Source organism: Kitasatospora sp. NPDC101155 (assembly GCF_044768305.1).
Classification (GTDB): Bacteria; Actinomycetota; Actinomycetes; order Streptomycetales; family Streptomycetaceae; genus Kitasatospora.
The window spans coordinates 80612-103030 of the sequence record NZ_JBIWPN010000027.1 but is presented as its reverse complement, the minus strand read 5'-3'; the positions used below and the strand labels follow the sequence as shown (position 1 = coordinate 103030).

General features: G+C 69.4%; 17 protein-coding genes and 4 pseudogenes. 12 read left to right on the top strand and 9 right to left on the bottom strand.

Annotation, left to right across the window (positions count from 1 at the left end; genetic code table 11):
- Nucleotides 1–4: 4 nt before the first annotated feature.
- The gene (locus ACIRYZ_RS31350) at nucleotides 5–937 is read right to left on the bottom strand and encodes a DMT family transporter (RefSeq protein ID WP_402950768.1); all 933 of its coding nucleotides are present in this window, start codon (nucleotides 935–937) and stop codon (nucleotides 5–7) included.
- A gap of 80 nt (nucleotides 938–1017) precedes the next feature.
- Between ACIRYZ_RS31350 and ACIRYZ_RS31345 the strand changes: the two genes are divergently transcribed.
- Nucleotides 1018–1962 (top strand): LysR family transcriptional regulator, encoded by a 945-nt coding sequence (locus ACIRYZ_RS31345; protein ID WP_402950749.1) that lies wholly within the window; start codon nucleotides 1018–1020, stop codon nucleotides 1960–1962.
- Nucleotides 1963–2221: 259 nt separating this feature from the next.
- On the opposite strand, the gene ACIRYZ_RS31340 is transcribed toward ACIRYZ_RS31345, so the two are convergent.
- Together ACIRYZ_RS31340 and ACIRYZ_RS31335 are read right to left on the bottom strand one after the other, a co-directional pair.
- On the bottom strand, nucleotides 2222–3403 hold the full coding sequence (locus tag ACIRYZ_RS31340) for an NAD(P)/FAD-dependent oxidoreductase (RefSeq protein WP_402950746.1): 1182 nt from the start codon (nucleotides 3401–3403) through the stop codon (nucleotides 2222–2224).
- Nucleotides 3400–3720: a bifunctional 3-phenylpropionate/cinnamic acid dioxygenase ferredoxin subunit gene (locus ACIRYZ_RS31335; protein ID WP_402950743.1), complete on the bottom strand. Its 321-nt coding sequence runs from the start codon at nucleotides 3718–3720 to the stop codon at nucleotides 3400–3402. The genes ACIRYZ_RS31340 and ACIRYZ_RS31335 overlap by 4 nt, the downstream gene beginning before the upstream one ends.
- Before the next feature lie 137 nt (nucleotides 3721–3857).
- On the opposite strand from ACIRYZ_RS31335, the gene ACIRYZ_RS31330 reads away from it, so the two are divergent.
- Nucleotides 3858–4634 (top strand): IclR family transcriptional regulator, encoded by a 777-nt coding sequence (locus ACIRYZ_RS31330; RefSeq protein ID WP_402950741.1) that lies wholly within the window; start codon nucleotides 3858–3860, stop codon nucleotides 4632–4634.
- 56 nt (nucleotides 4635–4690) lie between these two features.
- Here ACIRYZ_RS31330 and ACIRYZ_RS31325 read toward each other — a convergent pair whose 3' ends face one another.
- Together ACIRYZ_RS31325 and ACIRYZ_RS31320 are read right to left on the bottom strand one after the other, a co-directional pair.
- A complete protein-coding gene (locus ACIRYZ_RS31325) occupies nucleotides 4691–6247 on the bottom strand; it encodes an APC family permease (RefSeq protein ID WP_402950738.1) in 1557 nt (518 codons plus the stop codon).
- Between the two features lie 99 nt (nucleotides 6248–6346).
- Nucleotides 6347–7643: pseudogene (locus ACIRYZ_RS31320) on the bottom strand (aldehyde dehydrogenase family protein).
- A gap of 238 nt (nucleotides 7644–7881) precedes the next feature.
- On the opposite strand from ACIRYZ_RS31320, the gene ACIRYZ_RS31315 reads away from it, so the two are divergent.
- From ACIRYZ_RS31315 to ACIRYZ_RS31300, 4 genes and pseudogenes are all read left to right on the top strand, one after another.
- Nucleotides 7882–10329, top strand: coding sequence for an FAD-dependent oxidoreductase (locus ACIRYZ_RS31315; RefSeq protein ID WP_402950735.1), 2448 nt, complete (start codon nucleotides 7882–7884; stop codon nucleotides 10327–10329).
- A gap of 56 nt (nucleotides 10330–10385) precedes the next feature.
- Entirely contained in the window at nucleotides 10386–11507 is a 1122-nt protein-coding gene (locus tag ACIRYZ_RS31310) for an aromatic ring-hydroxylating dioxygenase subunit alpha (RefSeq protein WP_402950733.1), read from the top strand.
- Between the two features lie 47 nt (nucleotides 11508–11554).
- A pseudogene (locus tag ACIRYZ_RS31305) lies at nucleotides 11555–12136 on the top strand (zinc-binding dehydrogenase).
- 256 nt (nucleotides 12137–12392) lie between these two features.
- Nucleotides 12393–12520: pseudogene (locus ACIRYZ_RS31300) on the top strand (flavodoxin family protein); the annotation flags it as partial.
- A gap of 128 nt (nucleotides 12521–12648) precedes the next feature.
- On the opposite strand, the gene ACIRYZ_RS31295 reads toward ACIRYZ_RS31300, so the two are convergent.
- Nucleotides 12649–13104 (bottom strand): PaaI family thioesterase, encoded by a 456-nt coding sequence (locus tag ACIRYZ_RS31295; RefSeq protein ID WP_402950730.1) that lies wholly within the window; start codon nucleotides 13102–13104, stop codon nucleotides 12649–12651.
- Between the two features lie 117 nt (nucleotides 13105–13221).
- On the opposite strand from ACIRYZ_RS31295, the gene ACIRYZ_RS31290 reads away from it, so the two are divergent.
- Together ACIRYZ_RS31290 and ACIRYZ_RS31285 are read left to right on the top strand one after the other, a co-directional pair.
- A complete protein-coding gene (locus tag ACIRYZ_RS31290) occupies nucleotides 13222–13863 on the top strand; it encodes a TetR/AcrR family transcriptional regulator (protein ID WP_402950727.1) in 642 nt (213 codons plus the stop codon).
- 35 nt (nucleotides 13864–13898) lie between these two features.
- Nucleotides 13899–15020, top strand: a complete 1122-nt coding sequence (locus tag ACIRYZ_RS31285; RefSeq protein WP_402950724.1) for a DUF4240 domain-containing protein — start codon at nucleotides 13899–13901, stop codon at nucleotides 15018–15020.
- Nucleotides 15021–15573: 553 nt separating this feature from the next.
- Here the strand turns inward: ACIRYZ_RS31285 and ACIRYZ_RS31280 are convergent.
- The 3 genes from ACIRYZ_RS31280 to ACIRYZ_RS31270 all read right to left on the bottom strand — a co-directional run bounded on the left by ACIRYZ_RS31280 (nucleotide 15574) and on the right by ACIRYZ_RS31270 (nucleotide 18011).
- Nucleotides 15574–15918 carry a hypothetical protein gene (locus ACIRYZ_RS31280; protein ID WP_402950721.1) on the bottom strand — a complete coding sequence of 115 codons (345 nt, stop codon included), beginning with the start codon at nucleotides 15916–15918 and terminating at the stop codon, nucleotides 15574–15576.
- Between the two features lie 76 nt (nucleotides 15919–15994).
- A complete protein-coding gene (locus ACIRYZ_RS31275; RefSeq protein WP_402950718.1) occupies nucleotides 15995–17377 on the bottom strand; it encodes a WD40 repeat domain-containing protein in 1383 nt (460 codons plus the stop codon).
- A 199-nt stretch (nucleotides 17378–17576) separates the two neighbouring features.
- Complete coding sequence (locus tag ACIRYZ_RS31270) at nucleotides 17577–18011, bottom strand: hypothetical protein (protein WP_402950715.1); 435 nt, start codon at nucleotides 18009–18011, stop codon at nucleotides 17577–17579.
- 244 nt (nucleotides 18012–18255) lie between these two features.
- On the opposite strand from ACIRYZ_RS31270, the gene ACIRYZ_RS31265 reads away from it, so the two are divergent.
- From ACIRYZ_RS31265 to ACIRYZ_RS31250, 4 genes and pseudogenes are all read left to right on the top strand, one after another.
- A complete protein-coding gene (locus ACIRYZ_RS31265; protein ID WP_402950712.1) occupies nucleotides 18256–18783 on the top strand; it encodes an SMI1/KNR4 family protein in 528 nt (175 codons plus the stop codon).
- A 58-nt stretch (nucleotides 18784–18841) separates the two neighbouring features.
- Nucleotides 18842–20098: pseudogene (locus ACIRYZ_RS31260) on the top strand (IS256 family transposase).
- A gap of 99 nt (nucleotides 20099–20197) precedes the next feature.
- Nucleotides 20198–21226 carry a phosphotransferase family protein gene (locus ACIRYZ_RS31255; protein WP_402950710.1) on the top strand — a complete coding sequence of 343 codons (1029 nt, stop codon included), beginning with the start codon at nucleotides 20198–20200 and terminating at the stop codon, nucleotides 21224–21226.
- 101 nt (nucleotides 21227–21327) lie between these two features.
- Nucleotides 21328–22416 carry an IS630 family transposase gene (locus ACIRYZ_RS31250; protein WP_402950707.1) on the top strand — a complete coding sequence of 363 codons (1089 nt, stop codon included), beginning with the start codon at nucleotides 21328–21330 and terminating at the stop codon, nucleotides 22414–22416.
- The last annotated feature ends 3 nt before the right edge of the window (nucleotides 22417–22419 follow it).

Here is a 22419-nt window from a genome sequence, read left to right as displayed (position 1 = left end):
GTGATCAGGCGCCGGTAGGTGTCGTCATCCGGCACTCTGTGTATTCCTGCACCGTCTGTGCCGTGGTGCGGTGCGTGCGCTCGATGGTCTGCCCCCAGTGGGTTCCGGCGATCATCAGTACGGCACCGAGGGCGGACCAGACCGTGAGCCGTTCGCCGCCGAGGCTGATTCCGATGGCGACGGCCCAGATCGGTTCGGTTCCCAGCAGAAGGCTGGCCCGGCTGGCGGAGGTGCGTTGCACGGCCCAGGTCTGGGCGAGGAAGGCGAACACGCTGCAGAACAGGGCGAGGTAGATCAGCTGGGTCCAGGTGGTAGCACTGCTGCGGGTCAGGTCGGACAGGTGGGCGACGGCGGCTGGCAGGAACAGTGCCGAACCGACGACGGTTTGGGCGGTTGTCAGGTGGAGCGGGTCCATGGGTCGGTCGGTGGTGAGCCGTCCGACGAGCGCGACGTGCCCGGCCCGTACGACTGCGGCGGCGAGCATCAGGACGTCCCCGAGTCGTGGTGCGTGCAGTCCGGTGCTGGAGGTGAGCAGCCCGACGGCCAGGACGCAGAGGCAGGCGGCGAGGAAGAACGTCGGGGGCAGGCTGCGGCCCCCGGTGCGGTCCATCAGGGGGGTGAGCACGATGGTCAGGCTGATGATCAGTCCGGCGTTGGCGGCGCTGGTGTGTGCCACCCCGTAGGTCTCCAGCACGAGAACGGTCGCCTGGGTGACTCCCAGGACGGACCCGGTGCGGACCTCGTCGCGGGACCAGCGGCGCGTCCGGTGTCGAGAGGCGACCAGAGCGCCGCACGCGAGTGCGGAGATCGCATACCGGGCGAACAGCACCGCCAGGACCGGGAGCGCGGCGGTGGCCGTCTTGGCTGCCAGGTAGCTGGAGCCCCAGACGAGTGCGACCAGGAGAAGTACTGCATCGGTACGGCGGGCAACGGGCATGCCCCCACGCTGCCCGACCAGGGAATTGAAGGCCACAACCAACTTCTTAAACAAGCCTGTAGTACCCCTACACTGTCGGCGTGGATGAGCGGCAGCTGCGGATCCTGCGGGAACTGGGAGAGCTGGGGAGTGTCACCGCGGTCGCCGAGGCGCTGCACGTGACGCCGTCCGCGATTTCGCAGCAGCTGCGGCTGCTGCAGCGTTCGATCCCCGTACCGCTCACCGAACGCGCCGGACGCCGGGTGGTGCTGACCGACGCCGGGCAGACCCTGGCGGGGGCGGCCATCGAGGTGGAGACCGCATTGGCCAGAGCACGCCACGCCGTCACCGACTTCACAGAACAACCGGACGGTGAGGTATCGGTGGCGGCGTTCCACAGCGCGGCCTCGGCGTTCTTTCCGCCTCTGCTGCGCAGCCTCGCCGGCCCGGGTCGTCCTTGCCTAGCTCTCGCCGACGAAGATGTCACCCAGGACCGCTTTCCCGTCCTCACCCGTGACTACGACCTTGTGGTCGCTCACCGCCTTGACCACGCTCCGCCGTGGCCGCGCACCGTGATCGCCGGCACTCTGCTGCGCGAGCCCCTCGATGTCGCCCTGCCGGTCGGCCACCCCCTCGCCTCCAACCGGCAGCTCTCGCCGCGGGACGTGGCCGACCAGCCGTGGATCACGGTCCACGACGGCTTCCCGCTGATGGCCACCATCGAGGCCATCGCCAGCGTCGCCAACCGCCGGCTCGACATCGTCCACCGCATCAACGAGTTCGCGGTGGTCGCCGAGGCCGTGGCCGCCGGCGGTGGCCTGGCACTGATGCCGCGCTGGACCGCCCGCCCACACCCCGACGTGGTTCTCAGGCCGCTGAGTGGAGTCCAGGCCCGACGACACATCGATGTGCTCCACCGGCCCGAGCGTGCGGCACGAAAGGCCGTCCGGACGGTCCTCGCCGAACTGCACCGCGCCGCCGCGGCGATCCAGGGCCGAGACACGGGCACGCCCCAGCCGGATGCCGGCACCTCAGCCGGACTGTGACCGGCGCAGCGTGGTGTGCGAGCTCGTCGGAACAGCAGCCGGCAGTGATCGGATCGCCGCCTCCCACGTCCTCGGAGTCAGCCGGAACTCCCGGCGGCTGAGCATCCAGGTCTCGCAACCCGGCCGTCAGTGGAGCGGGTGCTTCACCGCGAGGGTGGTGACGCGGGCCTTGAGGGCGGTGGCCTTGTCGGCGTCGAAGCCGGGGAGCAGCGCCTCGGCGATGACGTCGGAGACCCTCCGATGGGGCGCGGAATACGGCTCAGCCGGTCGCGACCGCAGCGGCCGGGACGAGGGTGCGGCGGAGCCGGTTGAACGCCTTGGCCTGGTTCATCGCGAGTACGGCGACGGCCTGCCCGTCCCGCAGGTACACGGCAGCGAAGGAACGGCTGTCGAGGTCCCCCTCGATGATCCGGGGTCCGTCGCCCGGCCGGACGTGCCCGGCGAGCTGGATCCGCGCCAGGTACTGGTCGGACCAGAAGTAGGGGGCGGAGGCGGGTCCGGGTGCGGACGCACCGGACAGGAGTGTGCGGGCCGCGGTCCTCGGCTGCTCCATCGCGTTGGTCCAATGCTCGATGCGCGCGTGCCGCCCGGTGAAGGGGTTGGGGCAGCGGGCCACATCGCCGACGGCCACCACGTTGGGGAGGCTCGTCGCGCACCCGGCATCGCAGACCACCCCGTCGTCCACCCGGACGCCGGAGCCCGCGAGCCAGCCTGTCGCGGGACGGACCCCGACGCCGACCACGACGACCTCGGCGGGCAGTACGTGTCCGTCCGCCAGCCGTACACCGGAGACACGGCCGTCGCCTTCGAAGTCGGCGACGCCCACGCCGCACAGCAGGCGGACCCCGTGGTCGGTGTGGAGCGAGGCGCAGACCCGGCCCATCTCGCGACCCAGCGCCCGCTCCAGGGGCACATCGGCGGTCTCGACGATGGTGACGTCCAACCCCAGCCGGTGAGCGGTGGAGGCCACCTCGGCGCCGATGAAACCGGCGCCGATGACGACGACCCGGGGCAGGCCGTCGGTGAGGTCCGCGCGCAGGGCCTCGGCGTCGTCCAGCGTGCGCAGGGTGTGGATGCCGGCCAGCCCTTCCGAGCCGGGGATCGTCCGGGGGCTTGCGCCGGTGGCGATGACGACCGCGTCGGTGCGCAGCTCGCGGCCGCCGGCCAGGGTCACCGTCCGGCTCGCCGGATCGAGGCATACCGCCCGCTCACCGAGCAGCCAGTCCACGCCCAGCTCCCGGTACTCGTCCGGGGTGCCCAGGGCGAGCGCTTCCGCGTCGATGCCGCCTGAGAGGAACTCCTTGGACAGCGGCGGGCGGTCGTACGGCCGGTGTCGCTCCTCGCCGACGACCACGAGGGAGCCGTCGTACCCCTGGGAGCGGAGCTCACGGGCGGTGCCGAGGCCCGCGAGCGAGGCTCCGACGACGGCGATCGTTCTCATGCCGGCTCGCCGACGGTGATGTCGAGCAGGACGAAGCCGTCCTGCACGGAGACCTGGTGGGTGCGCAGCGGCTCCTTGGCCGGGAGGCAGGTGGGGCGGCCGGTCCGCAGGTCGAACGAGGCGGCGTGCAGGGGGCATTCGATGAGGCAGCCCTCCAGCCAGCCGTCGGCGAGGGACGCGTCCTGGTGCGTGCAGGTGTCGTCGACGGCGTAGAGGGCTCCGTCCGCGTTGAAGATGGCGATGGGGAAGGGGACGCCCTCGGTGACCCGGAGGGCCTCGCCGGGGGGCAGGTCCTCGATCCGGCACACCGTGATCATGTGGAACCTCCAGAGCCGCCAGAGAGCGATTCATGTCGCGTATTACACAACGCGATTCGTTATGCGCAACATGGTTTCTCCGAGGTGAGGCCTTGTCAAGGGTCGCGGAGGCCACTGGATGTGCATAATGTTGCGCCATGAGCAACAGTGCGGGGGAATCCCCGGTGCAGTCCGTCGATCGGGCGGTGACGATCCTCGAACTCCTCGCCCGGCGCGGCGAGGCGGGGGTCACCGAGATCGCCGCCGAACTCGGTGTGCACAAGTCGACCGCGTTCCGGCTGGTCGCCGCCCTGGAGCTGCGTGGGCTCGTCGAGCAGCCCGGCGAGCGCGGGAAGTACCGCCTCGGCCTGGGCCTGGTGCGGCTCGCCGGCGCGGCGACCGTCCGACTCGATCTGTCCCAGCAGAGCCGACCGATCTGCGAGCGGCTGGCGGTCGAGGTGGCCGAGACCATCAACCTGGCGATCCTCGACGTGGACGCCGCCGTCAACATCGACCAGGTGCTCGGCCCGTCGGCGATCACGACGCACAACTGGGTCGGCCAGCGGACCCCCCTGCATGCGACCTCGAGCGGAAAGGTGCTGTTGGCGCACCTGCCCGAGGCGGCACTGGAGAAGCGGCTCGCCGAGCCGCTGGAGCGGTACACGCCGCGCACCGTCACCGACCCCGAGGAGCTGCGGAAGCAGCTTGAGTCCGCTCGCAGGGACGGATTCGCCTGCACGATCGAGGAGTTGGAGACGGGGCTGAATGCTGTGGCTGCTCCGGTCTTCGCTCACAACGGGCAGGTCGTGGCCGCGATCAGCGCCTCCGGGCCGTCGTTCAGGCTGTCCGAGGGACGCCTCCGCGAGGTGGCCGCTGCGGTCCGGGCCGCCGCCGAGGAGGTCTCCGGACGCCTCGGCTACATGCGCATCCGCTGAGCGCAGGGCGCCGGGTGTCCGCCCGGCGCCCCACTCGGGTCTCTCTCCAGCGAACGTCAGAGCTCCGCAGCGGCAGCCTCGACGACCGGGCGCTGCACCGCGACGCCCTTGCGGTACCGGAGGTACAGCCCCAGGCCGCTCGCAGTGATCACGGCGGTGAAGAGCACCGCGCCCCACTGGAAGTACCAGTGGTCATCGCCGTAGACGGCCGCGCGCGGCCAGGCCAGGTTGACCGTCATCGCCGCCCCGTAGAGCACCGCGAAGGCGTTCACCGGCAGGCCCCAGCGGCCCAGGTTGAAGTACGGGCCGTGGTCGGGCCCCGGCCACCGCCCGCGCAGTCGGCGTAGCAGCATCGGGCCGGTGACCATCAGGTAGGGGATGTAGAAGAGGATGATCGCGACCGAGGTGAGGATGTAGAAAACTCGCTGGTTGCCGATGTTGACCACCAGCAGGGCGATGGTGAGCACACCGGTGACGACCGCCGGGACGATCGGCGTCCTCGACCGCGGGGAGACCCTGGCGATGGCGTGGCCGAAGGGCAGCCGGCCGTCGCGGGCCATGGCGAAGAGCAGCCGGATGGCGGCGGTCTGTACCGCCAGGCAGCAGACGGTGATGGCGATCGCCGAGCAGATCAGGAAGGCGTCGCCGAGGCCGGTGCCGAGGGTGGACTTGATGAGGTAGGGCATGCCCAGCGTGCCGAGTTCCCGGGCGTCGATGTCGCCGACCGCCATCATGCCGACCAGCATCAGCAGGCCGCCCGCGAGGAACGCCGCCGTGATGGCGCGGAGGATGGCCCGCGGGGCATGGCGGCGCGGCTCCTTGGTCTCCTCGGCCAGGGCTCCCGCAGTGTCGAAGCCGTAGAAGACGTAGGCACTCATGATGGACGCGACCAGGAAGGCGCCCAGGTAACCCGAGGAGTGGCCGGCGCCGGTGCCTGCGGTCTGCAGGACCACCTGCGGGCCGCGGTGGATGTGGACGGCCAGCATGACGATCAGCAGCGTGACGCCGATCAGCTCGACCGCCACACCCAGGTTGTTGATCTTCGCCATCAGCCGGACGCCCACGATGTTGACGACCGTGGTGAACACCATCAGGCCGAGGGCGAGCACGATCGCGTTCTTGGCACCGTTCGGCGTCGAGGTCACCCCGGCGTCGTCGGCGCCGCCGACGATCTGGAAGGCCAGTGAGACCTGAGGCAGGATCACCTGGTAGGCGACCGCCACGGCGGCGGCCGTGACCACCGCGCCGATGGCCATGATCCAGCCGGACATCCACGAGGTGACCGGGCGGGCTGTCTGCTTGGACCACTGGTAGACGCCACCGGCCAGCGGGAACTGCCCGGCCATCTCGGCGAAGCAGAGGGCGACGGCGAGCTGCCCGAGGAAGACCAACGGCCAGGACCAGATGAAGGCCGGTCCGCCGGCGCCGAAGCCGAAGCCGAAGAGCTGGAAGACACCGGTCATGATCGAGATGTAGCTGAAACCGGCGGCGAAGCTGGAGAACGAGCCGAGGGAGCGCTCCAACTCCTGGCGGTAGCCGAACCGGGCCAGGTCGCGCGTGTCGTCAGCAGGTTGTCCGGAGGCAGTGGTGCTGGTGTTTCCCGAGGTGCTCATGGACGCTCCAGGTGCAAGGCAGGTGTCGGGACGCGGGGGACCCCAAGGACCGGCGGGGGCGGCGAAGGGGGCCGGGTCGGCCTCGGCCGGAGAACTTACTCAGCCGGAGAACCAGTGCTGGGGGACTGGGTTGACGGTGCGCCAGATGTGCTTGGTCTCCTGGTACTCGCGCAGGCCGGAGGGGCCGAGTTCGCGGCCGGTGCCGGACTGCTTGAAACCACCCCACTCGGCCTGCGGGACGTACGGGTGGTAGTCGTTGATCCAGACAGTGCCCAGACGCAGCCGGGCCGCCAGCCGCTCGCCGCGGCCGGGGTCCCGGGTCCAGACGGCACCGGCCAGTCCGTACGGCGTGTCGTTGGCCAGGACCAGTGCCTCGTCCTCGTGGTCGAAGGTCTCGACGGTGAGGACGGGGCCGAAGACCTCCTCGCGGACCACGGCCATGCCGGCGTGGCATCCGTCGAGGACGGTCGGCCGCAGGAAGTAGCCGGCCTGGAGTCCGGGCTCGGAGCCGGGAGCCGGCCGAGTAGACCTGTCCCGAGTGCAGGAACGCGGCGGTGAGCGCGAAGTCCACCGCCGCCTCCAGGTCGGCATCGGCGAAGACGATGTTCGGGTTCTTGCCGCCGAGTTCCAGTGCGACCTTCTTGACCGTGGCAGCCGCCGCCCGCATGACGGACTGTCCGGTGGCCAGGCCGCCGGTGAAGGAGACCAGGTCCACCCCGGGGTGTTCGGCCAGTGTCGCCCCGACCGGCCCGGCGCCGAGCACCAGGTGCGCCGTGCCGCCGGGTGCGCCGGCCTCGGCGAGCCGTTCCCGGAGGATCTCGAAAAGGCGGATGGTGGTGAGCGGGGTGATCTCGCTGGGCTTGGCGACCACTGTGTTGCCCGCGGCCAGCGCCGGGGCGAGTTTCCAAGTGATCTGCAGCAGCGGGTAGTTCCACGGCGTGATCAGTGCGCAGACGCCGACCGGCTCGTGGACCATCCGGCTGACCGCGTCCGAGCGCCCGGTGTCGACCGTGCGGCCCGCGTCGGTGGTCACCAGGGCCGCGTAGTAGCGCAGGACGGCCGTCGAGTCGTCGACGTCGAACCGGCTCTCGGCCAGGGTCTTGCCGGTGTCGAGCGACTCCAGTCGGGCCAGTTCGTCGCGCTGCTCCTGGAGCGCGTCGGCGACGGCGGTCAGCGCGGCGGCGCGCCGGGTGGCCGGGGCGCGGGCCCAGGAGCCCTCGTCGAACGCGGCGCGGGCGGCCCGTACGGCTCGATCGGCGTCGCGCGCGGACGCCTCGGCGACGGTCGCCAGGGCGGAGGCGTCGAACGGGTTGACGATCTCGCGCTCGCGACCGTCCTCGGCCGCCGTCCAGGCATCGGCGATGAGCAGTGATGCGGAGCGGATCGATGGGCGCATGGCCGCCGCCTCCTCGGATGAGTTGCGTAATTTGAGACGATTGTCTTTATCCGCAACGTGCCGCCGAGTATGGAAGGACGGAAAAGGGGTGTCAAGGGGGTGGGCCGTGACTCCTCCCAGGCGCACGGGAGTTGGGGGTGGAGTCTTGACACGGTCCGACCGGCGGTCGACGCTGTTCCATATCGCGCATTGATTTGCGCATTATGCAACTCCGATCTCCCAAGAGGGGGCGGATCACTTGACAGCTCACCCGAAGGTCGTGATCGTCGGCGCCGGAATCGTGGGATGCGCGCTGGGCGACGAACTCACCGCGCGCGGTTGGACGGACGTCACGGTGCTCGAACAGGGACCGCTGTTCGCCACCGGCGGGTCCAGTTCGCACGCTCCCGGTCTGGTCTTCCAGACCAACTCCTCCAAGACGATGACCGAGCTCGCGCGTTACACCGTCGACAAGTACTCCGCGCTCTCGGTGGACGGACAGTGGTGCTTCCGCAAGGTCGGAGGCCTGGAGGTCGCCACCACACCGGAGCGGGTGGAGGAACTCAAGCGCAAGCACGGCTACGCCGCCTCCTGGGGCGTCCGGGCCCACCTGCTCGACGCGGACCAGTGTGCCGAGCTCCACCCTCTGCTCGACCGCAGCCAGGTGCTCGCAGGATTCCACACCCCGGACGACGGCCTGGCCAAGGCACTGCGGGCCGCCGAGGCGCAGGCCCGCCGGGCGATCGCGCGGGGCGCGCGGTTCCTCGGGCGCCACACCGTGACCGGGATCGATTCGGCGCACGGCCGGGTCGCCGCCGTGGTGACCGAGCGGGGCACCTTCCCCGCCGACGTCGTGGTCTCCTGCGCCGGGTTCTGGGGGCCGAGGATCGGGCGGATGGCCGGTCTCGCCGTGCCGCTGGTCCCCATGGCCCACCAGTACGCCAGGACCACCCCGGTGCCCGCACTGGCCGGCCACAACTCCAAGCTGCTGGAGGCGTCCAAGCCGATCCTGCGGCACCAGGACCGCGACCTGTACTTCCGCGAGCACGTGGACCGGATCGGCATCGGCTCCTACGCCCACCGCCCGATGCCCGTCGACCTCGCCGGGGTGGTCGCCCCCGGCGGTCCGATCATGCCCTCGATGAAGGCGTTCACCGAGGAGGACTTCGAGCCGGCCTGGAACGATTCCAAGACGCTGCTGCCCGCGCTGGCCGGGACGAAGGTCGAGGAGGGCTTCAACGGCATCTTCTCCTTCACCACGGACGGCTTCCCGCTCCTGGGCGAGGCGCCCGAGCTGCGCGGCTTCTGGGTGGCGGAGGCCGTGTGGGTGACGCATTCGGCGGGCGTGGCGCAGGCCATGGCGGAGTGGCTGGTCGAGGGCAGGCCGCGCACCGACCTGCACGAATGCGACCTGAACCGCTTCGAGCAGGTCCAGCTCGCACCCTCCTACGTGCACCGGCGCAGCTGCCAGAACTTCGTCGAGGTCTACGACATCCTCCACCCGCTGCAGCCGATGGAGGAGCCGCGCCCGCTGAGGGTCAGCCCGTTCCACACGCGGCAGCGGGAACTCGGCGCGGTCTTCCTGGAGGCCTCCGGCTGGGAGCGCCCGCACTGGTACGAGGCCAACGCCGACCTGCCCGAGGTGGCCGGCATCCCGGGGCGGGGCGAATGGGCCTCGCGGTACTGGTCACCCATCGCGGGCGCAGAGGCGCTGGCCACCCGTGAGCGAGTCGCGCTCTACGACATGACGGCCCTCAAGCGACTGGAGGTCACCGGCCCCGGAGCGCTCGGCTTCCTGCAGTACCTCACCACCAGCCAGCTGGACAAGCCGGTCGGTTCGGTCACCTACACCCTGCTGCTCGACGAATCCGGCGGAGTGCGAAGCGATCTGACCGTGGCTCGGCTCGGCGGGCACCGTTTCCAGGTCGGCGCCAACGGCAACCTCGACCTCGACTGGCTCACCCGGCACCTGCCGGAGGACAGCACGGTCCAGGTCCGCGACATCACCGCCGGCACCTGCTGCCTCGGCGTCTGGGGCCCGCTCGCCCGCGAGCTGGTCCAGCCACTGACCGACGCCGACTTCTCGCACCGCGGCTTCGGCTACTTCAAGGCCAGGCACGCGTACCTCGGCAACGTCCCGGTCACCGCGATGCGCCTGAGCTACGTCGGTGAGCTCGGCTGGGAGCTGTACACCACCGCCGACGCCGGGCCGCAGCTCTGGGACACCCTGTGGCGGGCGGGCCGACCGCTGGGCCTGGTCGCCGCCGGCCGCAGCGCGTTCAACAGCCTCCGCCTGGAGAAGGGCTACCGCTCCTGGGGGGCGGACCTGACCGTAGAGCACAACCCGTACGAGGCCGGCCTCGGCTTCGCCGTCCGGATGGACAAGGGCGACTTCCTCGGCCGCGACGCGCTGGTCGGCCTCGGTGAGGAGACCGTCTCCCGCCGGCTCACCTGCTTGCTGCTGGACGACCCGCAGGCCGTGGTGATGGGTAAGGAGCCGGTGTACGTCGACGGCGCACCGGCGGGCTACGTCACCAGCGCCGCGTACGGGTACACCGTCGGCAGGTCCATCGCCTACGCATGGCTGCCGACCGCCGCGGCCGTCCCCGGAAACCGGGTGCACGTCGAGTACTTCGGGGAGCTGCTACCCGCCACGGTCGCCCAGGAGCCGCTGTTCGACCCGGAGATGGCACGCATCCGCCGGTGATCCCGGTCGGCCATCCGTCAGGCATCCCGGTTCCCCACTCACGAGAGGCGACCGCCGTGACCGCGACCGAACTCCCACCGAGCCTGATCAGCACCCTGCCCGGATCCTCCTACACCGACCCGCAGATCTTCGCGCTGGAGCAGGAGAAGATCTTCGAGGCGATGTGGTTCTGCGTCGTGCGCGCCGCCGACCTGGATGCGCCGGGCAAGTTCCGGACCGTGCAGGTCGGCCGGGAGAGCGTGCTGGTGACCCGTTCCCGAGACCACACGATCAAGGCCTTCCTCAACATCTGCCGCCACCGCGGTGCCCGGATCTGCACCGAGGAGTCCGGCGAGGTCAAGCGGAACTTCCAATGCCCCTACCACGCCTGGACGTACGGGCTGGACGGCAAGCTGGTGGCCGCGCCCAACCTGACCAGCATGCCCGACGTCGACCGGACGGCCTACGGCCTGGTCCCGGTGCACGTGCGGGAGTGGCTCGGGTACGTCTGGGTCTGTCTGGCCGACGACCCGCCGTCCTTCGAGGACGACGTGATCGGCGCCGCAACCGAGCGGCTCGGCGACCCGCACGCGATCGACCACTACCAGGCCGACGAGCTCGCCGTGGGGCGGCGCATCCGCTACGAGGTGCGGGCGAACTGGAAGCTGATCATCGAGAACTTCATGGAGTGCTACCACTGCGCCACGATCCACCCCGAACTCACCGAGGTGCTGCCCGAGTTCGCCGGCGGCTACGCGGCCCAGTACTACGTCGGGCACGGTGCCGAGTTCGCGACGGAGGCCGAGGGCTTCACCCTGGACGGAAGTGCCGGGGTCGAGCGGATCCCCGGCGTCTCCGAGGAGCAGGACCGCAGGTACTACGCGATCACCGTCAAGCCGCAGGTGTTCATCAACCTGGTGCCCGACCACGTGATCGTCCACCGGATGTACCCCCTCGCGGTGGACCGCACGGTCGTCGAGTGCGACTGGCTCTTCATCAAGGACGTGGTCGAGTCGGGTACGGACCTGTCCCGCTCGGTGGAGCTCTTCCACCGGGTGAACGTGCAGGACTTCGAGGCGTGCGACCGCACCCAGCTTGGCATGGATTCCCGCGCCTACGCGCGGGGCGGCGTGCTGGTGCCGAGCGAGCACCACATCGGGGCCTTCCACGAGTGGGTGACGGAACGGCTCTGCGGCTGACCCGTCCGTCCCTGCCGGATCACACCCACAGCGAAAGGTGTCGTGCAATGTCCCATCAGGTCAAGGGAGTCATCGCCTCCGCCAAGGGCGAGCCGGTGCGGGTCGAGACGGTCGTGGTGCCCGACCCGGGCCCGGTGAGGCGCTGGTCGCCGTGCAGGCCTGCGGCGTCTGCCACACCGACCTGCACTACCGCGAGGGCGGCATCAGCGACGACTTCCCGTTCCTGCTCGGCCACGAGGCCGCGGGCGTGGTGGAGGCGGCCCGCGAGCTGACCGGCGGCTTCGGCGCGGACGTGGTGGTCGAGGCGGTCGGCCGCCCGGGGACGTACCAGCAGGCCTTCTACGCCCGCGACCTGGCGGGGACGGTGGTGCTCGTCGGCGTTCCGACCCCGGAGATGAAGCTGGAGCTGCCCCTGCTGGACGTCTTCGGCCGCGGCGGCGCCCTGAAGTCCTCCTGGTACGGCGACTGCCTGCCCTCCCCGGGACTTCCCGATGCTGATCGACCTGTATCTGCAGGGTCGCCTGGACCTGGACGCGTTCGTCACCGAGACCATCGCCCTGGACGAGGTGGAGAAGGCCTTTGAGCGGATGCACGGGGGCGACGTGCTCCGCTCGGTCGTGGTGTTCTGACAGCGGCCCGGGTGAACGCCTGGTCTTGCGGGGGTTCCGCACCGCCCAGACGTGCCCGCCCACATGCCCGCGCAGAGAGACCAGCCGTGCAGCTTCGTGTGCTTTGCCGCAGGTCAGGTAGGGTGCCAGAGTGTTCCGCCGATCTGGGGTGGGGGCAACGCTCTGTCATCTGCACGTTGGCGGGCGCCGTGGTTTGGGGCGTCGATTGCTGCTCTGATCGGCGTACCGGGCGGCGAGCACGAGCAGTCGGCTGCGGTTGACGTGGAACCAGCTACGCCTGGCGCGGATGCTCAAGGACGCCGGGGCATCCCGGCGCACGGGAACCAGCGGTCGGAGTGGGACGCGGGGTGCCGGTTCGACTTCGAAAATCCGGAGCATCGCTGACAGCCCGAGTGGTGGCGATGACGGTTGAATCACCGTTGGGGCATGCGAGCTGATGTCGACGTTTCTGGCGAACAGTCAGTCAGCTGTCTGGGCCGGGCCACCCTGTAGGGGTGGTCCCGGGTGTCCGTTCAGCCGGCGGTGCGCAGGAGGCAGGTGAGGCGGGCGGTGCACACCCGTCGGGCGGTCTCGTCGGTGATGACGATCTCGTAGGTCGCCGTGGTGCGGCCGAGGTGTGCGGCGGTGGCGACTCCGGTCAGCAGGCCGGAGCGGACGCTGCGATGGTGGGTGCAGTTCAGGTCGACGCCGACGGGGTACTTGGTGGGGCCGCCGTGCAGTGCGGCTGCCGTCGAGCCGAGGCTCTCGGCGAGGACGGCCGAGGCCCCGCCGTGGAGGAGGCCGTAGGGCTGGGTGTTGCCCTCGACGGGGAGCGTGCCGACGACGCGGTCGGCGGAGGCGTGCTGGATGCGGATCCCCATGCGGTCGCAGAGCGCGCCCAGGGAGAAGACGGCCGGCAGGTCGATTCCCGTGGCGGCCCACTGGTCCAGGATCTCCTGGGGGAAGGTGGTCGTGGTCTGGTCGAGCATGTGCGTCAGGCTCCGGTTTCGTTGTCGTGCGCCGTCGCGTCTCCGTCAATTGCTACGGAAATGTAGCTTCAGTACCGTAGCTTCAGCTGTGTAGCTTCGCAAGGTACGATCCGGGACATGGCCAGAGCGCAGACCACCCCCAAGCGGCCCTACGCTCCGCGGATGCCGCCGGCCGAGCGCCGCGAGCAACTGCTCGACGCCGCACTGGAGATCATCAACACCAGCGGCGTCGCCGCGGTGTCCGTCGACGCCGTCGCCCGCCTCGCGGGTGTCACTCGCCCGGTGGTTTACGGCCAGTTCACCGACTCCGACCACCTCCTGCGCGACCTGCTCGAACGTGAGGGAGAGCGCGCCCTCGCCCAGCTCGCCGACGTCATCACCACCGACCTGGCCGACGCCGACCCGGCCGACATCTTCACCGCCGTCGCCCGCGGCTTCTACGACGCCGTCCTCGCCCACCCGGCACGCTGGCGCGCCATCCTGCTGCCCGTCGACACCTCACCCGCACCGGTGCGCAGGTACAAGGAGGCCGCCGAGGCCGACATCCGCGCCCGCTTCGCCGAGGCCATCCGCCGGCTCCTCCAGGACCGGCCCGACGCCGAGACCGTCGACGTCGACCTCCTCGCCCACGTCGTGCTCACCACCCTCGAGGACGGCGGCCGACTGCTCCTGCGCGACCCCGCCACCTACCCCCCGGAGCGGCTCACCGACCTGGCCCGCTTCCTGGTCGAGACCTTCCTCCACCGCTACCGTTCCTGAAGGGCTTGGCCAGGTACGGTTCGAGGGGGAGCCCCGTGAACCGCGCGGATGGCTCCAGAAGCCGAAGCCGGTCCGCGCCGTTCCCCGAGCCCCGGTGGGTCTGCTCTGCGCCGCGCGGGCCGTGCGGGCAGCCCGCTGCGTGGCCCCTCGACTATGACGAGCGCTTCAGCGCGGTCCGCGAGTCCGGCCACCGCTGGGACGTGTGCGCAGCCTGCTACCTGATCGGCGGCTGGTTCTCCGACGACGGCTTCATCGACTTCCGTGCGGGCCTCATCAGCCTCGGTCGGGAGTGGTTCGAGCGCGTGGCGACTGCGCCGGACTCCCTCGCCGACTACCCGCTGGTCGACGGCTCCGGTTCCGTCGACGACCTGGAGGAGGCGCTCCTCCAGGAGGACGCCAACTACGCGGCGCTCCGGGCTTACGACCGGGTCACCGGGGTACGGCTGTCCTCGGACCTTCCTCTTGATGTCAAGTTGAGAACATCTCCGCGTCGTCACGGCTGGCGTGGTCTACGCAGGGGCATGCCGGCTGAGGTGCTCGAACGAGAGCGTCTCCGCATCAACCAACAGGCCGGGGATCCGCTTGACCGAGCCGTGCAGCAGGTAGAGGCACATCAGGTGTCATCGCCTATGAGCACCCAGTCCGGCTGGTACTCGCCCACCTCTCGTTGCGTTCGAGAAGGTCCTGCGGGCCGTGACAGACTCCTGGTCATGCCCAGCATCCGGTTGTCCGGCGGGCGTTCGCTGCTTCCGCCAGCGGGCCTGGTGGAAGATCGGCTCGACAGCGACGACGCAGAAGGCGTGCATGGGCTGGTCCGTGCCGTTGGGGTCGAAGAAGCCGACCAGGTCGCCGAGGAAGCTTTCGCCGTGCTGCTGGACGTGGCGGTCTTGGGTGGCTCGGTCGCCGACGGCGGTGAGCCAGTCTCCGATCCAGAACAGAAGTTCGGCGCGGGCGGTGATGACGATCGTCGCGGCGTGCTCGCCGAAGCGGGCGGGGTGGCGATCGGCTCGGCGACGGACGTCGTCGGGACGGTCGGGAGATCGCGTCGCTGGGGCGGTCACCCTCAAAGGCACCGAGGCACGGCGCATCCTGTGTCGCAGATCCGGCCAGTCGGAAGGCCGCAATCCCGTGTCCTCACGGGCCAGGAGCACAGGTAGCGGATGGGTGTCGTTGCCGCTGAAGGTCATCGGTTGGGCGCCCGGCGGGACCGGGATGTAAATCGCACTGTGCGAGCTCGTCGCGGCGACGCGGAATAGAGCGCCGAGCCGAAGGAGATCGGCACGGTTGGCGTTCAGATACCCGAGCTGGTTGTTGGGCGGGTAGACGAAAGTGTTGCGGAGCATCGGACCGGTGCTCAGGATCCGGCTAAGCCCCGAACCTGGATCGGCAACACGATGGCTCGTCACTCGCAACCGCATCCGGCCGTCGCCAACCCCCATGCGCCAAGTACAACACGCGCGCCAGTGGGCCTCAAACTACTTTTGCGAAGCCCCGCCCAGCCAGGGCTTCGGCGTAGTTGGCGGACGCCCGGATTGGTGATCTGTTGACTGGTGGGTGCCCTGGAGGCAGGACAGGCGCGGCTTCCAAGACCATGGAGCTCTCGACGCCCCGTGACCTGCCTGGAAGGTCGTGCCTGCCGACGCACCATCCCCGATCCGTGGGAGACCGGTTGCCCGCCCGCGCTGCCGCGCCTCTTGCGGCACGGTCCTGTCAGACAGCGGAAAGGCGCAGCTTGAACGGAGAACCGTTGGAGCTGGGCGTCCAGCCGTTCGACCGCGCAGCACGAACACCCGCGGCGACTTCGCGAGGCAGGATGACCTCAGTCGGCACCATGTTCGGTTCGAGAACGGCCGGTCGACCGGTCTCCACGACGAGCGTCGTTCCGGGACAGGCCGCGTCCTCCACCATGTAACCCAAGGTGCTGACGTCATAGTCGCAGCACCAGTGTTTCCTGCTCACTCGCCAGCGGTACTCGACGCCGTCGACGACAATGCGGCGGGAACCCTTCTTCGCCAGTGCCACTCTCTGCCCTTCCGCTTTCGACTGCTCGTACATGTCCGTCGCCAGTCTCCCTGTACGGCACACGCGTGTCACCGTGCTTGGCCCAGAGCTTCGGCGTAGTCGCTCGATGTCAGCGCCAGGACAGCGCAGCGACCTCCGAGCCGAAGCCCACCTCCAGCCGCCCGCCCGGTGCCACGGCCAACGCGCGTACCGGCAAGGGGAACACCAACGGTGAACCGACCTGCTCACGCGTCGCCAGGTCCCACAGTCGCACCGTCTTGTCCTCACTGCCGGTCACTGCCAGCGTGCGGCCGTCCACCACCAGAGCCGCCCCCGCCCAGATTCTGTCGTCGTGGCCGGTGAGCGGCTCGCCGACCTGCTCACCGGCGGCCACGTCCCACACCCGCACCGCCCAGTCATCGCCGCCGCTGATCGCGAGGGTTCGGCCGTCCACCACGAGCGTCGCCACCCCTGTCTCCCCCGGCGCGACCCCCTCCCACTCGGCCCCGACGAGCGGTTCGCCGATCTGCTCGCCGGTGGCCACGTCCCATAGCCGCACGGTCCCGTCGTCGCTGCCGGTGACGGCGAGGGGGCGGCCGTCGACCACCGTTGTCGCCATCGACCATACCCACCCGAGCCCGTCGTCGCGCTCCGTCCACCAGGGCTCGCCGACCTGCTCACCCGTGACCAGATCCCACACCCACACCCACCACTGGGTGCAGCCGACCGCGAGGGGGCGGCCGTCGACCACCGTCGTCGCCACGGCGCGCACCTCGCTGCCGGGTCCGTCGCCGTGCTTCGTCCAGCCGATCTGCTTGTGCGTGACCAGATCAAACTGCCTCACCATTCCGACGAGCGGTTCGCCGACCTGTTCACCGGTGGCCAGGTCCCACCGTCGCACCGTTCCGTCGTCGCCGCCGCTGACCGCCAGGGCGCGGCCGTCCACCACCGCGGTCGCCACCGCGCGCACCCGGCTGCCGTGTTCGATGAGGGGTTCGCCGACCTGCTCACCGGTGACCGCGTCCCATACCCGCACGGTCCCGTCGTCGCCGCTGGTGACGACGACAGTACGGCCGTCCACCACTGCCGACGCCACCGACCGCACCGAACCGGCGTGGCCGGTCATGGCACGTCCGGACCGGTGGTCGAGCCGGGAGCCGGTGGCCCAGTCCACTCGCCACCGCGCCGCGGGCGCCCCCGCCACCGGTGTTGCGATGATCCGCGCGGACAGGTCCCGGTCGCCGAAGCGGGCGGCATCCAGGGCCAGCAGCTGCCGGCGCACGTCCGCGGTGGCATCGCGGTGCAGGTGCGCCGAGGCCCGGTACACCGCAGCCGCCGACAGTGCGCGGGAACCCGACGCACGATCCAACAGCGCACCGACTTCCTCCGGAGCCGCGCCCACGAGGAACTCGGGGGCGGTCAACCGTTCGTCCACCGTTGCGGGTTCGGCGTGCAGGGCGTCGTATGACGTACCATCAGACATGATCGGGACTCTAGCCGACCACACCACCACACCCTCCGCCCGCCGTAGACCGGCCCGGAAGTACCGCGAACTCGTCCCCACGAGCACTGCGGCCCAGGGCCGGAGAACCAACACACGATCACGGAGCGTTGCGACTTGGGCGACGGGAGACACGCGCCTGATGGGCGCAGGGGTGCCCATTCTGCCCGTCAGCGCGACTTCTAAGCCGCCCGGCAGTCCCTGATCCGGATCATGTGAGGCTGCTCTGGCGACCCCCCGGCGTCGCACACGCCGAACATTCAACGGCGCACCTTGCCGGAACGGGTATGGCCGGTGCGGTGTACTGGACCTCGTCGCTCTCGTCGTCGGCTACCTCCCAGCCGAGCAGGTCGGCGATCTTTTCTGCCAGTGCCAGTGCGATGGCGTAGCCCCCGCCGGACGAGGAGCAGATCAGCAACACCTTGTTGACTCGCTGTGGCACCCGGTCTGCATAGACGGCGTAGCTCCCGGTGCTGTTGCACGCGGCGATGGTCACATGGATCCAGTCGAGACCTTCTTCGGTCTGGTAGGAAGACAAGCCGGTTCTCCGGAGGCCAGGCACCGAGTCCAGGTACGTCACCAGCACACATGTCGACACGCTCTCGCCGTAGCGACAGTCCGAGCGAACAGTCAGGTACCACGTCATACCCGCATCCTCGCATCCGCCCTGAACAAGCAAGGCGGGACAGAATCACCAAAGCTCGAAGGACGGACGCTCGCGAGTTCCCAGACGCTCTCCGACTGATCGCAAGGATCGCCGGACTAGTCTGTGGAGGGAAGATCGGCTCCAGGAGAAGGCACCCCCATGATTGGGGTGATCTGCCGCAGCGGGGAGTGCTGGTGGATCAGGGCCGCACTGAGCCGTCAGTTCCGGATTCGAGCATGTGGGGATGGCTGTCGTGAACTGGGAAGACTGGGTGTCGGATCCGGCGCCGGCGCTCACCCTCGCCGACATCCGCGATGTCGAACAGGCGATCGGGGTCAGCCTGCCCGAGGATCTCCGGAGGCACTACCTGTGGGGGAACGGCGGGTTCGCCATCCGGTCGGAGTTCATCCTGCCGGAGAGAGGCCTTGAGTACGACGTGGCCGAGTGGGACTCGATGAAGTACCTGCGGTCCGCCGAAGGCGTGCTGTTCGAAGACACCTATCGGAGGTTGGTCCGGGACAGGAAACTGATCCCCGACCAGCTGATTCCCTTCGCAGTCAACGGAGGTGGTGATTTCTTCTGCATGGATCGCGCCACTCAAGGGATCGTCTTCTACGTGATGGACTACTGCGCAGAGCCGGAGGTTGCCATCCGGCACCTGACCGGATCGCTTCGTGAATTCCTGGACATCCTGGTGACCGAGGAGGGAGCAATGCTCAAGACCTGTGGATCGGTTCCGGGAGGAACGCGGAGGGCGTACCTTCCCGAATGATCCTGTGATGGTCATCGAGTAGGCCCGCGTTCGCAGCGCGGGTCGGGAAGGCGCGCCCGTGCTCACCGTAGTCAATGCCGACGGCTCGACGAAAGACGGTTCCCTGCTGGACGAGATCGTCCGCGAGGGCGCCAGGCGGATGCTGGCCGCCGCACTGGAGGCCGAAGTCAACGCCTACATCGCCGAGTTGGCCCACGAGAAGGACTAGAGCGGGCGCCGCCTGGTGGTCCGCAACGGCTACCACCAGCCGAGGAAGGTCACCACCGCCGCGGGTGTGATCGAGGTCAAGGCCCCGCGGGTGAACGACAAGCGGGTCGATGAGGCCACCGGCGAGCGCAAGCGGTTCTCCTCGGCGATCCTGCCGCCGTGGTGCCGCAAGTCCCCGAAGATCGCCGAGGTGCTGCCCCTGCTCTACCTGCACGGCCTGTCCTCGGGCGACTTCGTGCCGGCGATGGAGCAGTTCCTCGGCTCCTCGGCCGGGCTGTCCCCGGCCACGGTCACCCGGCTGACCGCCCAGTGGCAGGCCGACCAGGCCGCCTTCCAGGACCGAGACCTGTCCGGCACCGACTACGTCTACGTCTGGGTCGACGGCATCCACCTGCGCATACGCCTGGACGAGACCAAGGCCGCCGTCCTCGTGGTCATCGGCGTCCGCGCGGACGGCACCAAGGAACTGGTCGCCATGGCCGACGGCTACCGGGAGTCATCGGAGTCCTGGGCTGGGCTGCTGCGGGACTGCGCGAGACGGGGCATGCGCGCCCCCGTGCTCGCAGTCGGCGACGGCGCCCTCGGGTTCTGGAAGGCCCTGCGCGAGGTCTTCCCCACCACCCGCGAACAAAGATGCTGGGTTCACAAAACCGCCAACGTCCTCGACGCCATGCCCAAGTCAGCCCAGCCGGCGGCGAAGAAGGCGATCCAGGACATCTACAACGCCGAGGACCGCGAACACGCCGAGCAGGCCATCAAGACCTTCGCCAAGCTCTACGGCCCGAAGTTCCCTAAGGCCGTCAAGAAGATCACCGACGACCAGGACGTCCTCCTGGCCTTCTACGACTACCCGGCCGAGCACTGGATCCACCTGCGGACCACCAACCCGATCGAGTCGACCTTCGCCACCGTCCGGCTCCGCACCAAGGTCACCAAGGGCGCCGGCTCCCGCGCCGCCGGGCTCGCCATGGTCTTCAAGCTCGTCGAGTCTGCCCAGGCCCGGTGGCGCTCGGTCAACGGCGCCCACCTCGTCCCACTCGTCCGTGCCGGAGCCCGCTTCGAACGTGGCCAGCTCATCGAGCGCGCCGAAACCCTCACCGCCGCATGAACAAGATCTACCGAGCGCCTGCCCCAGCTGTAGGGCGAACTGGCCGATCCTCCAACTCGCTCTGCCAGCAACTGTATTCATGTGTGGAAGGATGAGGGCATGTGGTCACGACTGCCCTTCGGGGAGAAGCTCAGGACTGAGCTGGGTTCGCCCCAACGGGCCCGCAGGCTGGGCAGCAGCCCGCGATCGCGGGTATGGCGGGCCGAGCTGTCGGGCACACCCGTGGTAGTCAAGCAGCTCATCGACGGCCCAGAAGCAGCAGAGAGGTATGCCCGCGAGGTCACGGCCCTGCAACTCGCGTCCAAGGTCGACCCGCCCGTGGTGCCAATGCTCCTCGCCACCGATCCGGGCGAACGGGTGCTGGTCCTGGAGCATTTGGACCACCAGGAGCCGCGCGAGGATTGGATCGTGGACTACGCGTCAGCGCTGGCCCGGCTCCATGCGGCCACCCGCGCCGACGCAACGGACAGTCTTCCGACCTGGTCGGGCCCGACCCAGGATGACGCCGACTCCTTCCTCAGGCTTGCCCAGACGCTCGGCGTGGTGGTGCCGTCCGGCGCGCGAACTGAGCTGGACGGCCTGGTGAACCGCCTGACCTGGATGACGGGCCATGCCCTGCTGCACGGTGATCCCTGTCCCGGCAACGACATGCACACCACCAGCGGCGTGAGGTTCATCGACTTCGAACAGGCCTCGCTGGGCGACGGGCTCGTGGAACTCGCCTACCTACGCATCGGGTTCCCGACCTGCTGGTGTGCCACCGCTCCGCCTCCGGTACTGCTCGACGCGGCAGAGACCGCCTACCGGACGGCATGGCGCAACGCGACTGGCACCGAGGTCCAGGACGATCTCACAGACGCATGCGCCGGCTGGCTGCTACGGGGCGACGCATTGGTCCAGCGGGCCCAGCGCGGGACCATCGACCACCTGGGCAAAATCCCGAATCGCGACTGGAAGTGGGGCACCGCGACCGCCCGCCAGCGGCTGGCACACCGTCTCCGGACCGTCAGCCAGATGACCGCCGGGAGCAGCGAGCTGAAGGATTTCGGACGGCTCGCCGCGGCCATGCGCGAGAGCATGCTCACCCGCTGGCCCGAGCTTCAGCCGCTGCCCTCGCAACGGCCATAAAGGACACTCCGCCCGGCACCCCGGCCAACGGCACGAGCCCCCCGAACCACAGGTCTTGACAATTCCTCGTCCTGCACCGGAGACCCGTCGTTAGATCGTGCATGAGTTCTTCTCCGGATGTTCCAGTGCGCCGTCGTGGCCCTGCGTTGGAGCCGTTGTTGCTGTCCGACGACGATCGGGCGGTGATGACGCGGTGGGCCCGCAGGGCGACCTCTGCCCAGGCGTTGGCGCTGCGGGCTCGGATCGTGCTGGCCTGCGATGGTCCAGGTGTACCGTCGATCGTGGGCGTGGCAAGGGAGTTGGGGATCGCCGCGGACACGGCTCGCAAGTGGCGGCGGCTCCTGGCCGAGGGGCTGGACGGTTTGGCGAACGAACCTCGGCCGGGCCGGCCACCCACGATCGCGGTGGACGAGGTGGAAGCCGTGGTCGTGGCGACGCTGGAGGAGATCCCGAAGAACGCGACACACTGGTCGCGGAGCTCGATGGCGGCCCGGTCCGGACTGTCGAAGTCGACCGTCGGGCGGATCTGGCGGAAGTTCCAGCTCAAGCCTCACCTGGCGGACACGTTCAAGCTCTCCACGGACCCGCTGTTCGTGGAGAAGGTCCACGACGTGGTCGGGCTCTACTTCGACCCGCCTGAGGGTGCGGTGGTGCTGTCGGTCGACGAGAAGTCGCAGGTCCAGGCGTTGAACCGGTCCCAGCCGGTGCTGCCGATGATGCCGGGCATGCCCGAGCGCCGGACCCACGACTACGTGCGCAACGGCCTGACCACGCTCTTCGCCGCGTTCGACACCAGCAGCGGGAAGGTCATCACCTCCCTGCACCGCCGGCACCGCGCGGCGGAGTTCAGGAAGTTCCTCGTCAAGATCGACCAGGAGGTTCCGGAAGGCCTCGACATCCATCTCATCTGCGACAACTTCTCCCCGCACCTGACCACCAAGAAGTGCCAACGCGTCGGCACCTGGGCCGCGGCGAACAACGTCGAAATCGCCTACACCCCCACCAACAGCTCCTGGCTCAATCGCATCGAGGCCCAGTTCACCGCGCTGCGCTACTTCACCCTCGACGGCACCGACCACGCCAGCCACAAGGAACAGGGCAGCATGATCCGCCGCTACATCATCTGGCGAAACCGCCACGCCGACGACCAGCGCCTACGCGCTGTCGTCGACAGGGCTAACGCTGCCTGATCC

Excerpts from the sequence above, each read along its gene's own strand:
- ACIRYZ_RS31330 (WP_402950741.1), top strand. The coding sequence starts at position 3,858 with ATGAGCAACAGTGCGGGGGAATCCCCGGTGCAGTCCGTCGATCGGGCG.
- ACIRYZ_RS31350 (WP_402950768.1), bottom strand. The coding sequence starts at position 937 with ATGCCCGTTGCCCGCCGTACCGATGCAGTACTTCTCCTGGTCGCACTC.
- ACIRYZ_RS31295 (WP_402950730.1), bottom strand. The coding sequence starts at position 13,104 with ATGCTCGACCAGACCACGACCACCTTCCCCCAGGAGATCCTGGACCAG.
- ACIRYZ_RS31290 (WP_402950727.1), top strand. The coding sequence starts at position 13,222 with ATGGCCAGAGCGCAGACCACCCCCAAGCGGCCCTACGCTCCGCGGATG.
- ACIRYZ_RS31270 (WP_402950715.1), bottom strand. The coding sequence starts at position 18,011 with ATGACGTGGTACCTGACTGTTCGCTCGGACTGTCGCTACGGCGAGAGC.
- ACIRYZ_RS31325 (WP_402950738.1), bottom strand. The coding sequence starts at position 6,247 with ATGAGCACCTCGGGAAACACCAGCACCACTGCCTCCGGACAACCTGCT.
- ACIRYZ_RS31250 (WP_402950707.1), top strand. The coding sequence starts at position 21,328 with ATGAGTTCTTCTCCGGATGTTCCAGTGCGCCGTCGTGGCCCTGCGTTG.
- ACIRYZ_RS31280 (WP_402950721.1), bottom strand. The coding sequence starts at position 15,918 with ATGTACGAGCAGTCGAAAGCGGAAGGGCAGAGAGTGGCACTGGCGAAG.
- ACIRYZ_RS31265 (WP_402950712.1), top strand. The coding sequence starts at position 18,256 with ATGGCTGTCGTGAACTGGGAAGACTGGGTGTCGGATCCGGCGCCGGCG.
- ACIRYZ_RS31335 (WP_402950743.1), bottom strand. The coding sequence starts at position 3,720 with ATGATCACGGTGTGCCGGATCGAGGACCTGCCCCCCGGCGAGGCCCTC.
- ACIRYZ_RS31255 (WP_402950710.1), top strand. The coding sequence starts at position 20,198 with ATGTGGTCACGACTGCCCTTCGGGGAGAAGCTCAGGACTGAGCTGGGT.
- ACIRYZ_RS31340 (WP_402950746.1), bottom strand. The coding sequence starts at position 3,403 with ATGAGAACGATCGCCGTCGTCGGAGCCTCGCTCGCGGGCCTCGGCACC.